The sequence below is a fragment of the Dictyobacter kobayashii genome, from assembly GCF_003967555.1.
Lineage (GTDB): Bacteria > Chloroflexota > Ktedonobacteria > Ktedonobacterales > Ktedonobacteraceae > Dictyobacter > Dictyobacter kobayashii.
Window position 1 is genome coordinate 4,087,544 of sequence record NZ_BIFS01000001.1, and the last position, 13,012, is coordinate 4,100,555.

Annotated in this window: 14 protein-coding genes and 1 pseudogene; 9 read left to right on the plus strand and 6 right to left on the minus strand. The window is 51.2% G+C overall.

The annotated features are described in order from the left end of the window. The first annotated feature begins 205 nt into the window (after positions 1 to 205). The 7 genes from EL645_RS17905 to EL645_RS17930 all read left to right on the plus strand — a co-directional run bounded on the left by EL645_RS17905 (position 206) and on the right by EL645_RS17930 (position 3,694). Positions 206 to 706: a peroxiredoxin gene (locus EL645_RS17905; protein ID WP_126551777.1), complete on the plus strand. Its 501-nt coding sequence runs from the start codon at positions 206 to 208 to the stop codon at positions 704 to 706. Between the two features lie 131 nt (positions 707 to 837). Next, positions 838 to 1,071 carry a TetR/AcrR family transcriptional regulator gene (locus EL645_RS17910; RefSeq protein ID WP_126551778.1) on the plus strand — a complete coding sequence of 78 codons (234 nt, stop codon included), beginning with the start codon at positions 838 to 840 and terminating at the stop codon, positions 1,069 to 1,071. Positions 1,072 to 1,172: 101 nt separating this feature from the next. After that, entirely contained in the window at positions 1,173 to 1,412 is a 240-nt protein-coding gene (locus EL645_RS17915) for a hypothetical protein (protein ID WP_126551779.1), read from the plus strand. Between the two features lie 160 nt (positions 1,413 to 1,572). Then, positions 1,573 to 2,157 (plus strand): SDR family NAD(P)-dependent oxidoreductase, encoded by a 585-nt coding sequence (locus EL645_RS17920; RefSeq protein ID WP_218031903.1) that lies wholly within the window; start codon positions 1,573 to 1,575, stop codon positions 2,155 to 2,157. An 85-nt stretch (positions 2,158 to 2,242) separates the two neighbouring features. After that, positions 2,243 to 2,326 (plus strand): hypothetical protein, encoded by an 84-nt coding sequence (locus EL645_RS45515; protein ID WP_371865739.1) that lies wholly within the window; start codon positions 2,243 to 2,245, stop codon positions 2,324 to 2,326. Between the two features lie 304 nt (positions 2,327 to 2,630). Then, positions 2,631 to 2,897, plus strand: a complete 267-nt coding sequence (locus EL645_RS17925; protein WP_126551780.1) for an acyl-CoA dehydrogenase family protein — start codon at positions 2,631 to 2,633, stop codon at positions 2,895 to 2,897. Between the two features lie 2 nt (positions 2,898 to 2,899). Next, complete coding sequence (locus EL645_RS17930) at positions 2,900 to 3,694, plus strand: acyl-CoA dehydrogenase family protein (RefSeq protein ID WP_246035557.1); 795 nt, start codon at positions 2,900 to 2,902, stop codon at positions 3,692 to 3,694. Between the two features lie 245 nt (positions 3,695 to 3,939). On the opposite strand, the gene EL645_RS17935 is transcribed toward EL645_RS17930, so the two are convergent. From EL645_RS17935 to EL645_RS17955, 5 genes and pseudogenes are all read right to left on the minus strand, one after another. Beyond that, on the minus strand, positions 3,940 to 4,641 hold the full coding sequence (locus tag EL645_RS17935; RefSeq protein ID WP_126551782.1) for a sterol carrier protein domain-containing protein: 702 nt from the start codon (positions 4,639 to 4,641) through the stop codon (positions 3,940 to 3,942). Then, complete coding sequence (locus EL645_RS17940; RefSeq protein ID WP_126551783.1) at positions 4,629 to 5,114, minus strand: GNAT family N-acetyltransferase; 486 nt, start codon at positions 5,112 to 5,114, stop codon at positions 4,629 to 4,631. Before EL645_RS17940 ends, EL645_RS17935 begins: the two co-directional genes overlap by 13 nt. Positions 5,115 to 5,340: 226 nt before the next feature. Beyond that, positions 5,341 to 7,410 carry a beta-galactosidase gene (locus tag EL645_RS17945; protein ID WP_218031905.1) on the minus strand — a complete coding sequence of 690 codons (2,070 nt, stop codon included), beginning with the start codon at positions 7,408 to 7,410 and terminating at the stop codon, positions 5,341 to 5,343. Further along, positions 7,411 to 7,741: pseudogene (locus EL645_RS17950) on the minus strand (RNA-guided endonuclease IscB); the annotation flags it as partial. A gap of 245 nt (positions 7,742 to 7,986) precedes the next feature. Continuing rightward, the gene (locus EL645_RS17955; RefSeq protein ID WP_126551784.1) at positions 7,987 to 8,925 is read right to left on the minus strand and encodes a phytanoyl-CoA dioxygenase family protein; all 939 of its coding nucleotides are present in this window, start codon (positions 8,923 to 8,925) and stop codon (positions 7,987 to 7,989) included. 516 nt (positions 8,926 to 9,441) lie between these two features. Here EL645_RS17955 and EL645_RS17960 point away from each other — a divergent pair. Next, positions 9,442 to 10,131 (plus strand): helix-turn-helix domain-containing protein, encoded by a 690-nt coding sequence (locus EL645_RS17960; RefSeq protein ID WP_126551785.1) that lies wholly within the window; start codon positions 9,442 to 9,444, stop codon positions 10,129 to 10,131. 1,086 nt (positions 10,132 to 11,217) lie between these two features. Beyond that, positions 11,218 to 12,102: a prephenate dehydratase gene (gene pheA / locus EL645_RS17965; protein WP_126551786.1), complete on the plus strand. Its 885-nt coding sequence runs from the start codon at positions 11,218 to 11,220 to the stop codon at positions 12,100 to 12,102. Positions 12,103 to 12,216: 114 nt separating this feature from the next. Here the strand turns inward: pheA and EL645_RS17970 are convergent, their stop codons facing one another. After that, a complete protein-coding gene (locus EL645_RS17970) occupies positions 12,217 to 12,699 on the minus strand; it encodes an NUDIX domain-containing protein (RefSeq protein ID WP_126551787.1) in 483 nt (160 codons plus the stop codon). Positions 12,700 to 13,012: the final 313 nt, after the last annotated feature.

Consider the following 13,012-nt stretch of genomic DNA (forward strand, 5'->3'; position numbering starts at 1 on the left):
TCAAGCTCAAGCAAGATTCTGCCTTAGTATGGTGGAGATGACCATCACTATCTCAGCTTTGGCTTGACAAATGAGTGAGTGCTCACTATAATAAATATGTGGGTACTCACTCACCAGGAACGCATTTGTGGATCTATAAATAAAGGTAGCGCTGGTTCAGGATGCGTTTTTCTTTGTGCTTATCTATTATAAGGAGGATCCTTTCATGAGTGTACAAAGTGGAAATCAGCAAGTCAAAGGTAAAGTGCAGGTTGGGGATAAAGCTCCTGATTTTACCCTACCTTCACAGGATGGTAAATCGGTTCAACTGGGGACGTATCTGGGCAAAAAAAACGTTGTCCTGTACTTTTATCCGCGCGATAACTCTCCTGCCTGTACGGCTGAAGCCTGTGCGTTCCGGGATAGCTATGAAGTCTTTTCCGATGCGGGGGCTGCGGTCATCGGGATTAATTCAGGCTCTGTTGCATCGCACCAGCAGTTTGCCAGTAAAAATCGTTTGCCTTTTCCGCTCCTCAGCGATGAGAATAGTGCCGTCAGAAAGCTTTATGGCGTTCCGGCCACGCTGGGTCTGATTCCTGGCCGTGTTACGTATATTATTGATAAAAAAGGTGTCGTGCGCCATATCTTCTCGGCCTTACTGGCGGCCGAAAAACATATTGAAGAGGCCCTTAAAATTCTAGAGCAATTGAAGCATGAGGAAGCATAATCTTCTCTTGTTGTTCGTTGCCACTCTTCCCCAACTGCTTGTGACGTGGCTCTTTATCTTTATCGATGTGAATATGTTGTCCCACTGCATTCGCGCAATGGGACAACCGGCCCACAGGAGTTCCACTGTTTATGAATACGCGAAGGTTAATTTTAGAGGCGACTGAACGGCTCATTCGTCTCAAGGGTCTATCTCGTGCCACAACCAAAGAAATTGCGCGCGAAGCTGGCTGTGCTGAAGGAACCCTCTATAAGCATTTTGAACATAAAGAAGATCTGTTCTTGACAATTATTCAGGAACACCTGCCGACGTTGATCGAGGAACTGGGGAGGCTAATCGCGATCAATCTCTGGCTGTCCGGTTAGGTGCGATTGCTAATGCTTCGATCAAATATTATGAACATATCATTCCGCTGGCGGCGTCTTTTTTTGCTGATACTGAATTACTGGCTCGTTTCCAACTGGTGGTGAAACAAGGTCAGGGGGGACCTCAGCGCATCTATGAGCGTGTTGCACTGTATATCGAGGAGGAGCAGGCACTGGGAACTATCCGTGCCGATGTGGATGCACAGAGTGTGGCAGTGCTCTTACTGGGTGCCTGTTTCCAATATGTCTTCTTAAAGCATTTTATCGGGGCAATCCGCTCCCGTTTAGCGAGGAACAGTTTGTTCCTAATCTCATTGCGACTCTCTTACCGGGTGCTGTAGAGGGTGACCATACCTCGATCCCTTAGCCCCCATTGCTTTAATCTGATGTACCTTATTCATTGCTAGAGTTGAGGGCCGACTAGCGATGGCATGGATTACATACAGTTTTTATGGATGAGACGTGTGTTTCACTTGAAGGCCAACAGGAGCATTGAAGGTTATGAAAATTTCTGCGGAGCGAGTGGCCTTAATTACTGGTGTGAGCCGTGGTATTGGCGCGGCGACCGCGAAAATTCTGGCGACGCGTGGCGTGCATGTGGTGATTAACTATCTGCGCAACCATGAGGCTGCGGAACAACTGGTGGCTGAGATTCGTGTGGCCAATGGCAATGCTATTGCCCTGCAGGCCGATGTCCAGGATAGAGAGCAGATTCAGCAACTCATTGCTCGCGCCCAGGAAGCTTATGGGCACATTGATATTCTGGTGAGCAATGCGCCTACGAGCTTTCATCCCAAGCCTATCCTTCAGATGAGTTGGGATGAGTTTTTCCAACCAGTTGAGGGCGAATTGAAAGCCGCCTTTGAGCTGACAAAGGCCGTTGTCCCTTCGATGATTGCGCAGCATTATGGCCGTTTAATCTATACTGCCAGTAACATGGCCAGACAACCGAGTTTTCCGGGTGGCTGTGCCGTTGGTACGGCGAAGGCGGGTCTGATTGCCTTTGTTAAATATGTGGCGCAGGAACTGGGTCCCAGGGCATCACTGCCAACCTGGTCTCGCCATCCCTGGTTGAAACTGATTTGAGCGCTCAGACTCCACCACAGATGCGACAACAAATTGCGGCCATGACTCCCTCAAGCGCGTGGCTCGACCCACTGATATCGCCCGTGTGATTGCCTTTTATTCCAGTGACGACAGTGGCTTCATGACTGGAACCACCGCCTCTGTCAATGGTGGGACCCTCATGGACTGAGACGTTTCTGTGTTTCTTTAAAGGGAATGTGAGAAGGCACCAACGTTTTGTTTCGTGTATGATATGATATTCGTAGAAGTCTCTATCATAGAGGGAACGTTCCCTCGATTGATGGAATCTGCATAGCGGCGCCCCTCGCGGGGACCCTCTCAACCACCTATCAGTTGGCCATTAACAAGGCTCAGGTGGTCTCCGCGAGGAATGCCGCTATGTCGTTATGTCTCAATCTCCTGTCATCTATCTGTTCCCGAGGGATTGAGCATTCCCTGAACCATTGAAGGCCATTTAAATTAAAGGAGTATCCATGAGCTTCCTCTCGTATCCAACCACTGCCGAACAAGAAAAACTGCTCACTACCGCTGCCGAATTGGCTGATCGTTTTGCGGAGCGAGCGGCCCGCTATGATTGGGAAGGCCATTTCCCAATAGAGAACTTTAAAGATTTACATGAGGCGGGCTATCTCACACTCTCGTTGCCACGGGAGTTGGGTGGACAGGGGGCTTCGCTACTGGATCTCGTGCACGCCCAGTATCGCCTGGCTCAGGGGATGCCTCAACGGCGCTGGTCGTGACGATGCATCTGATGCATAGTGGTCGCCTGGTTGAGGGACGCCAGGAGCTGCCGCCGGTTATCAAGAAGTTGTGTCAGGATATAGTTGAACACGGAGCGATGATCAATAGCGCGGTGAGCGAGCCGGCAACTGGTAGCCCGAGTCGTGGTGGCCGCCCACAGACTACTGCTCGCCGGCAGCCAGATGGCAGCTGGCGTATCAGTGGCCGCAAAACCTTTACCACTGGTAGCCATGCCCTCAGTTATTTTATTGTCGGCTGTAGCATTGAAGACGCCGGCGGCGTAGAAGCTGGACTACCACCATTGAAGTCTGAGCGCGGTAACTTCCTGGTACCCAAAAGCGCCGAAGGGGTCCGCATTGAAGACACCTGGAACACAGTCGGGATGCGTGAGACTGGCAGTAACGATTTGATCCTGGAAGATGTCCATCTTGGTTCTGAAGCTTACCTCGATGAACAGGTGCCGGTTATCCCCAGTATCCAGACCAAACAGGGAGTATGGGGTCTGGTCCTGGCAGCTGTTTATCTGGGCATCGCGCAGGCTGCCCGTGATGAAGCGGTGCGTTTTGCCCGCACTCGTCGCCCCAACTCGCTCAAGCAATCCATTGCCACCGTTCCCCATATCCAGGACAAGATCGGCAAAATCGAGGTCCTGCTCCTGGAAAGCAAGGCTTCTCTCTTTGGTCTGGCCGAACACTACACTGAAAACAGTGATAATGTCGAGTCTGCCTGGTTGGAGCCGTTAAATATCTGTCTACCAACAATGCTATTGAGATCATCGATCTATCCATGCGGGTAGCCGGAGCTGCCAGCTTATCCTGCGGTAGCGAGTGCAGCTTATCCTTAGCTCGCCCCTACAGCGCTATTATCGCGACATCCGAGCTGGTCTGCACAATCCTCCCATGGATGACGTTGCGCTGTCCGGCCTCGCCAAACGTGCTCTGGAAGAACCAGTTGACCAGAAATAGGTAATCCCCAGGAAAAAAGCCCGGCGGCCTTAAAAGCTAAATTCAAGGCCGCCGGGCTTTTTTCCTGGGGAGCAGGCTAAAATACCTCGTGCAGGAAAGGCTGCTGTGGTGGGAACATGCTCTGCATGGTTGTTTGTAGTTGCGCCGATGGGTTGCCCCAGTCGCGGAACGCGAAGGTCGCGGGCTCATGGGTACCATAAATGAGGGCTGAGATGGCCTGGATAGTGAGCTCACACTCTGCGGTAGCGCTACTACTGATCTGCAGGAGACCATCATTGCTCTCAAAGCGGTAGTTGCCACTGTTCCAGGGACAATGCTCATCATGTACATAGGCTGTAAAGCTACCGGGGCCGGTGTGCATACCATTGAGTCGACTAATATCAACGACGCGGCCCATCGGAGCGCCAATGGAGGTTGCCGTGATATTTAGATCGGTCCACCAGGTTTCGGGCTGCTCAAATGATGGCAGGGTGATCTCAATAGTTTTAACATGATCGATATGGCGGGCGAACCATTCTAGTAGCAGGTAGCGACCCTGGATGTCATGATACCAGAAATGGGTGACCTGCAGATCATCGCCATAGCCCTTCATTTTGTAGAGCATCATAGCTTTAATTTCGCCGTGCGAACGAGCAATGGCCAGCCAATGAGCATTTTTATCGCGCAGATTGGTGGCGATTTTGGGCGTAAAGCGACCGAAGCCATGAATCTTTTGCTGCTGGATTTGCAGATATTCTTGATACAGCTCAAAGCCCTGGGCCATTTCTACCAGTTCCACATCCCATCCAACTCTTTTTTGAGCAGCGGCTGCAAGCCAACTGGCGAGAAACGCACCACTTTAGGTTGCTGGAAAGCCGTATAGCCAAGGCGTGTATAGAACGACTCACGGAACGGATAGAGGACAGAAATAGCACAACCATCCTCATGGAGTCGAGCCAGCAAGGCAGTCAGCATAGCACGGGCATAGCCTTTGCGACGACCGGCGGGATGTGTTGTAACAGCCCACAGTCCACCGCCTGGATAGAACTGGCCACGAATATTCTGTATGATCGGTGAACTGGCCGCACTGGCGACCGGCTGCTTATCAGCGAAGACCGCGAAATGGGTAGCCTCATCGAGATAAGCCATTTCCTGTTGCCATGTTGCTCGCTCGGGGAGCGAAGGAGTCGAACGAAAGGCATAGGAGGTCAGCAGGCGTGTGATCTCTGGAATTTCATCCCGCTGCAATTGGCGAATAGTAGTAGTGGTCATAAAATACGATCTTTCTAGTGCTAGCTCTCATTTATTGGTGAGTGTGAGGGGAAGTGTGGTGTATATCTTCAACCGCCGCGAAACTGTAACAGCAGCGGAAGACAAGACTCTACATCTGTATGATGGCACGCCAGGGGTAAGCCTGTCCAGTTTGGACTGCTTACCCCTGACCCAAATGGGGTGGAATCTATTTACGCCTGGGGACTGGTTTCAAACTGGCAGATGGCTACTGAGGCGGGATCGCCACCAGTTCTTCGAAAAGAAGCAGGGTGTTTTCTTCTTGTAGCCACGTCTGAGGCAAATGATAATAACGTTGAGTAGGAGAACCAGTATCCTGGGTAAAGATAATATTCTTTTGCCAGTCTGCCTGTTCTTCGGTGGCTGGTGTTAGCCAGTAGCGGCCTATACAGTGACCATTAAGCCAGGCCATCCCCTTCTGCATGCCGTTGAGATCGACGGTAAGGGGTCCAGTGGCCTCAGAACGATTAAATGACAGTCGCCACCAGCGGAGCGCCTGGTTTATGGCCTCATCGCTTTCTTGCTGCCATGGCACCAGGGCGGCTCCCGCTGCAAACAGGGCAGCCTGTTCTCCCACCAGCCCGGGCTGCATTGACCAGTTTCCTTCCAGGACCGTACTGTTCCAACGTGCGTGGCCCCAGAGTCCTTTGCGCTCTTCAACCATGTTGGCATCGATCATCCAATCACCCTTAATCAGGCCTACAGCACAGCTCAGAATTGTTATTTCGTGCTGGCCGGCCGACAATGAGAGGTGAAAGGATTGGGTGAAGGCCGAGCCCTCGAAGGAGCCGCGATTTTCGATCAGCGGTGTTGGCGAGGTCGCAATGAACTGCCCATCCACAAAAATATGGGCTACATCTGCGAAGCCGATTAATGACAACGTTCCTTCTTCGGCATCAGAGGTGGAAAAGGTTGTGCTATACCAGCAGTAGTCAGTGCGATCATGGGTCAGCGATAGCTGCTCAACTGGCTGTGGCGCCGTGGTAGCTGAGCGAAGCTCCACGGGCCAGTGCTCGGGCAATGGCTCGGCGTACCAGTCAATCCGCTTAATTGCCTGTTCCAGTGGCTGATGGGTCCGCTGCAGCGTATGGGTCGCATCTACCTCGGCTGTGTTATACAGTATCGTCCCATCACCTACCAGTAAGACGGCATGCGCAGGTAGCTCTATCTTCTCTTCACCCAGCAGGCAGTTGATGGGAAGGGGGCCATCATTGCAAAGGAATGTTAGGGAATGGGTGTCGTTGGCATAGCTATAGGCCCATTGCTGCTCACCCAGTGCTTGCGGCTGAGGCCGTTCCTGCTCGAGTAGCAGGCCAGCATAATCATGGAGCACACGATGTAAACCAGCCAGGTGCTGCGATTTAGTTGTTGGCTGACCGAACTCATTCAGCGGCGCATTGAAATCATAACTGGTTGTTTGTAGATACATGGCCTCGCGCCCAAAGTTGGTCCCGCCATGCCACATATAATAATTCACCCCTGTGCCGCCAGCCGCGATAAAGCGAGCCACGCCATATGCAACATCCTGAGGTGTACGAATATGATGGGGATAACCGTAGGTATCGTACCAACCTGGCCAAGCCTCGGTCCAGATGCCTGGCTGGTCGGGATGATTGAGTATATGTTGTTCCAGCATTGGGTGGGCATAGAAGCCATTCATGGTCTCAATCGCCCCTTCTGTCGCCCCTACGCACATCACCAACGGCACACCCAGATTGAGCGCCTGGCCAAGCTCACTTACCCAGCGCAGGTAGCGCTGCCCCTCCGCGCCATAGCGGCTGGCAACATTCTCATATTCATTTTCTAGCTGAGCCAGAATAATCGGACCGCCATGAGAAGCCAGCAGAGGACGTATATAATCGACCAGGAAACGTACCCAGCGCTCCATCTCACGCATAAAGGGCTGATTATATGTTCTGATCGCGATATTCGGTACCTCGCGTAACCAGGCTGGCAGACCTCCATAGTTTGTCTCAGCGCAAATGTATGGGCCGATGCGTAGAATCACATGCAGGCCGTATTGTTCCGCCAACTCACAAAAATGAAATAGGTCCAGGCGATCCGAAAAATCAAATACGCCTCTTTCTTGCTCATGCAGATTCCAGAATACATATGTTTCAACCGTATTCAGTCCCGCCTCTTTGCTCTGGCGCAGCAACTCCGGCCACATATCTGGCGTACTCCGGGGATAGTGGATGGCCCCACATAATAGCAATGTGCGCTGCCCATTAATCACTATCGCTCGTGAATCATAGCTTACCGTTGCCGATATCTCCATCTAGCAATTCGCGTGATGCGGGGACCCCTCGGTTGACCCATGGGGAGGAGCATCACGCACTCCTTTCTTAGTGATACTCATAGCCGTCTACCCGATGCAGACGGCGCATGTATTTCGGATGAATATCGACCTTCCCCAGGCGGAATGATGGACGGGAGCGAATCGCGATGCGCCCCTGAAAGGTTCCTTTCGGCGTGATCACCTTGACCATATCACCTGTTCGATACCCGAGATAGGTCCCTTTCCGGCCTTTGTGCTGCTTGGGGAACCCGTAGGCGTCGGTGACGCACATTTGTCGTCTCCCATGTCCCGTTGCCCGAATGAGCAATGGATGGATATGGTCGATCTTCAATACCTCACAGATAAAACCACACCTCTCTCTTGTTCAGCCCAAAAGAGGAGAAGAGATTGCCACTGTAGGTGGCAATGCTCCTAGCACCTACTTTGCTCGTTTTCCATAACTATATACTCCGTCCGCCTTTAACGCAACTGAAATTAAGCCACAATTATATGTATATTCCTGATAAAAAAGCCACAAGAAACAATTGTCTCTTGTGGCTTTTTTATCAGCGAAATTTATTTTTTGCCTGGCTTAGAGAGGGAGGAGCAGTAGGAGCCTCCCATATGATTGATATGGGCTACTTTGAGGGCCGTTTCTTCATCATTGACTGCCGGGCGCAAGCCGGGTGAGACGTTCCATTGGAACTGTGCGGCATCGGGATACCTGCTGGCAAAGTGCTGCAGGGCGGGCGGGATCAAGCGCAGACGACGGTCAATCCATTCCTGGTCCCAGGGACCATCTTCAAGGATCTCTTCGGCGGCGCGGAACTCGTAATAAATTGTGCGGCGTAAGGCTTTGCCCTCGACCTCTTCTGATCCATGGACGACCATTACATCGTGCAGCAGCACATCGCCTGGTTCCATTTCTACCACAACGGCATCAGGTGGATTCCAGCCCCATTGATCAGTGATTGCACAGAGATCCTGCCGCTGCACCTGAGTTTTAGGTACGACATGCAAGGCTCCCGCATCGGCGTGCGAGGCATCCAGGTAGAGATCAAAATTGAAGATACGATGCTTGCGTGGATGGACTGCATCCTGGTGCCAGGGAATCGCGGCCCCATCATTTTTTTCTTTAAAGACCATGGATTCATAGGTAGGCACAAAATCTGTGCCACACAGGCTCTCTGCCACGCCAAGTACATAGGGACTGCCAAGTAGCTCTAGTGATGCGGCCTCTCCCTTGTTGTGTACATAATCTACCCTGAACATTACGCGCCCATGTGCACGCTGGGCAAAAGTATAGTCCTCATAGAGAGGATCGCTGGCATCGATACTGTTACCCTTCTTAATCCAGTTCTCACCGGCATCCTGCAGGCGTTTCAACAAATCCTGGGGAATCCATTGGCGTAGAATCAGGTAGCCATTCTCATCAAAGAAGCGGATTTGTTCCTCGCTCAGATGATATGCGGATTGGGTTGTTTTGCTTGTTGATCGCTCATTTGAAGTGGTCATAGAATACTCCTATCGTGTACAACTCTGTATTGATCTGAACTCCTTAAGCAGACTATACTTGATAAAATAAGAATAATCGTCTCGTTCTGAATGTTATTTGTCTCAGATTCTCAGGTTGGGTTGAGTGTTCACAATTGGCTGATTAAAGCCATTTGTGAACATGCCAGTGGGCTGGGGTCTCGCGCCTGCTGCGCTCGGGCGGAGTTTATGAGGTGGTGGGCAGGTGGCTGCGGCCACCTGCCCACCACCTCATAAACGAGAGAAGTTTGGGAGAGGGGAGTCTGTGGTTTGGTGGGGGTACGCAAGAGAAAGTTGGATATAGTTTTGGAGAGAAGTAGTAGGTAGTACTGCTATGGCATCGCATTCTGAATTGTTAAATACTGATATGACTGTGCTGGGTCTGTCGCATGGACAGATGCGGCAGCCGCTGATGTCGAGCGCCCATCGGCACAATGAGGTGGAGTTAAATTTTGTTGAGAGTGGGGCCATGACCTATCTCTTTGGGGGACGCGTGTTGTGTTGGAGGCTGGTCAACTGGCTTTTTTCTGGGCTACGTTGCCCCATCAAGTGGTCCAGGTGCAGGAGCAGACCAGGTTTCATTGGCTCACTATCCCATTCTCTTCGTTTTTGCAGTGGCGCTTGCCGCCTGCTTTTATGCAACGTGTGTTGCGCTGTGAATGCCTGGTTGGACCGGGTGAGGTCGCGTTACTGCAGTCGCAATTTCAGCAGTGGCGTACTGATTTGTGGGGGCAGACTGATGAACAGAATCAGATTGTATTGCTTGAGGTTGAGGCCTGTGTGCGTCGACTTGCGCTGACCCTGACTGCAGACAGTGGGACCCACTCATCAGAACCATTACAGGCTATGGAGCCGCATTTATTAAGTAAGATCGATCAAATGACCTGCTTCATCGCTGAACACTATGTTGAGCCGTTGCATACAGAAGATATCGCCGAGGCCGCCCACCTGCATCCCAATTATGCCATGAGCTTGTTCCGTAAGCATGTCGGTATGAGTATGCTTGATTATATTACACGCTACCGCTTAGCGCATGCCCAGCGCCTCTTAATTACCACCGACGCCAATGTGGCTACCATCGCTCTCGCGGCCGGCTTTGGCTCTGTCAGCCGCTTCTATAGCATCTTCAAAGCCTCCTGTGGTCTTCTACCAGGCGAATATCGCAGTGGCCTGCGCCTGCCGGATTAATGGGAGTACAGAGGGCGTCAGCCCTTTAAAAATAGCACTGAGTGTGGCATCAGGGCTTTTTACTGTTCGTCCAGAGATCACGAGCAAGCGATACGATGTCCATTCTTTCCTGTGTGGAGAGTGTGGTGAGTGGCGGCTGCCTCCTCTCTCCTGCAAACATGGAGATCACGAGCAAGCGAGAAGAGGTGCATTCTTTCCTGTGTGGAGAGTGCGGTGGGCGGCCGCCGCCGCCCACCGCACTCTCCACACACCCAACCCGGCGCCGCAGGCGCCAAAGAGGAACAGTAAAAAAGCCCTGATGTTGGACATCAAAATGGGGGCTATGGTGATTCTTTTTGATATAGTGTATAATAATTTATTGTCCAGACAAAGGTTTTACGGATCAGAACGACCCGATTGTATGAAGCAATCTCCTATGTTATACTATTGCAGTATTCTCAGGGCGGATCGAACAATAGAGATTGGCGTCTGAGCACTCCAGCAGCAGAAAAAGATGTGGTGTGCATGGATGGACCGATTGATTACGCACCGGGAACAATATGTGGACTACATTTGTTCTAATCTGTAGAAGCCACATAACAGACTTCTAACAAGACAATTTTAGGCGAAAGGGGAATATCACAATGCCTAAGAAGGGTGAACTTTCAAAAACCGCCCGTGCCTCGCTGGCGAACCGCGAGACCGTTAACCACCAGACCAAGCACATTTGCGCTTCTTGCAATGAGCCAATCTGGCTAACCGACCTGTACCCAGTGAGAGTCCTTGGTAAAGGCATGTCCTACTACCACAAGGATCACTACAAAGTACAGTAAGTAAGCAAAAAATCTATGATCCTGGTTCAGCAGGAACTACAAGAACCAGGCATCATTGTCAAAAACAGGCTTCCAATTAAATGGAAGCCTGTTTTTTTTATGTTGGTGGAGGAGAGCTTGACAATCCTAACATTAACTGGCACAATCGGCACCATAAGCGATGGAAATGATAACTGATACACTCTGCAAATGTTGGTACCGCTCTTGGAGTTTATCCTTTGTATAATGATCTGAGTGACATGACATTCTTGCCAGGGTGATAGGAGATGTGTGTATGGCACAGACAACAAAAGCAGAACATGCCCAGGGATCTCCAACAGATCCTCATGTCACTACAGTAGCTTTCCAGGGAGAACTCGGCGCATTTGGTGATGAGGCGGTTCGTGACTATTTTGGTACCCAGTTACAGGTTAACGCCGAGCCTGTCCCCTATCGCGCATTCGGCGATGTCTTCCATGCGGTGGCCGCCGGTGAGGTCGATTATGGACTGGTCCCGGTTGAAAACTCCCAGGCAGGCAGTATCAATGATGTCTATGATCTTTTGCGCCAGCATGATCTCTTTGTCATCGGTGAGATCGGACATCCCGTGAACCATTGTCTGTTAGCCTTACCGGGTCAGCAGATCAGCGATATCAAACGCGTCATCTCGCATCCACAGGCCCTGGCCCAATCAGATGTCTTTTTGCGTGAACTGGGAGCTGAAATCGTTGCCACTTATGATACCGCGGGCAGTGCCAAAATGGTACGTGAAGAGCAACTCGTCGGTGTCGCTGCCGTCGCGAGTGCAGGTGCCGGCGAGCTCTATCAACTGGATATTCTGGCGCGTGGCATCCAGACCATCAAGGACAACTATACGCGCTTTATTGCCCTGGGTCGAGAGCCAGCGCCACGCCGCGAAGGTCAGGCCAAAACCATGCTGGTCATGGCTACCGCCCACCAGCCCGGCTCGCTCAACAAATGCCTGGCCTTCCTGGCCGAAAACCAGATCAACCTGCTCAAGCTGGAATCGCGTCCCTCGCGGCAGCGCGCCTGGGAATATGTCTTCTACCTGGACTTCGAAGGACACCGTGACGATCCACATGTTCGCAAAGCACTGGCCAATCTGGCCGCCCACACCACCTTCTGCAAAGTCCTGGGCTCCTTTGTGCGCAGTATATAACGTCAGGATAGCAGCAATCAGGGCCGTTCACAGCAATAATGGACGGCCCTGTCTGTTTTATGATCCGGGCAAATGCAATCGGGCATCAACAAAGCCGTAAGCATAGATCTTCTGCTAAAGAAAAAGTGGCTGGCCATTTTCCAGATACACAGTTTGCCTCCTTGACAGTGCCTGGACAGCATGAGGCAAGCGGCCTGCCAGGTTGGGGGAGAGCAGGGGCAGTGCTTCTTCCAGTGACACAAAGGCATATTCACTTAATTCTTGTTCTTGTAGCCTGATAGCGGCAATCTGATCAGGGGTCAGCATACCGCCATAGAAAATAAACTGTAGCGATTCATTCTTACCCTCTATACGTGAAAGGTATTCTACACAGAGCAAGCGCTCTAGCGTGATGGTCAGCCCGATCTCCTCCGCAATTTCGCGCACACAGCCCTGTTGTGGTGATTCATCCATCTCAACGGTTCCACCAGGAAGCAACCAATGATCGATATAGGTTGGATTTACGATCAATATCTTATATGCCTGATCATAGAATAGTGCTCCAGCGCCCATTCTTTTCCGTGGCAGTGACTCATAAAAACTGGACTGATCTAACATACGGCACCTCTTCTTAATTGCATTTACCCCAGTGTAGCACAGAATACCCCTCTATTCTCCTAGCCAATCGCCTGCAGGCGGGCGCTGACGCGCCCGCACATCTATTTAATGATAATTGCAGCAAATGCTCACATGAGCATTTGCTGCAATTATCATTAAATAGATGTTTTCGAACTTGAATATCTCAAATCGCATCTGAGCATCGGATCCCATTTTGTAATGCAAAAATATATACTCACATCTGAGCATCTCATTATTTTGTAGTGCCGATGGTGCGCCCGGCGCACCATCGGCACTACAAAATAAAAAATCT

Excerpts from the sequence above, each read along its gene's own strand:
- EL645_RS17955 (WP_126551784.1), bottom strand. The coding sequence starts at position 8,925 with ATGACCACTTCAAATGAGCGATCAACAAGCAAAACAACCCAATCCGCA.
- EL645_RS17970 (WP_126551787.1), bottom strand. The coding sequence starts at position 12,699 with ATGTTAGATCAGTCCAGTTTTTATGAGTCACTGCCACGGAAAAGAATG.
- EL645_RS17910 (WP_126551778.1), top strand. The coding sequence starts at position 838 with ATGAATACGCGAAGGTTAATTTTAGAGGCGACTGAACGGCTCATTCGT.
- EL645_RS17940 (WP_126551783.1), bottom strand. The coding sequence starts at position 5,114 with ATGACCACTACTACTATTCGCCAATTGCAGCGGGATGAAATTCCAGAG.
- pheA (WP_126551786.1), top strand. The coding sequence starts at position 11,218 with ATGGCACAGACAACAAAAGCAGAACATGCCCAGGGATCTCCAACAGAT.
- EL645_RS17945 (WP_218031905.1), bottom strand. The coding sequence starts at position 7,410 with ATGGAGATATCGGCAACGGTAAGCTATGATTCACGAGCGATAGTGATT.
- EL645_RS17925 (WP_126551780.1), top strand. The coding sequence starts at position 2,631 with ATGAGCTTCCTCTCGTATCCAACCACTGCCGAACAAGAAAAACTGCTC.
- EL645_RS17920 (WP_218031903.1), top strand. The coding sequence starts at position 1,573 with ATGAAAATTTCTGCGGAGCGAGTGGCCTTAATTACTGGTGTGAGCCGT.
- EL645_RS17930 (WP_246035557.1), top strand. The coding sequence starts at position 2,900 with ATGCATCTGATGCATAGTGGTCGCCTGGTTGAGGGACGCCAGGAGCTG.
- EL645_RS17905 (WP_126551777.1), top strand. The coding sequence starts at position 206 with ATGAGTGTACAAAGTGGAAATCAGCAAGTCAAAGGTAAAGTGCAGGTT.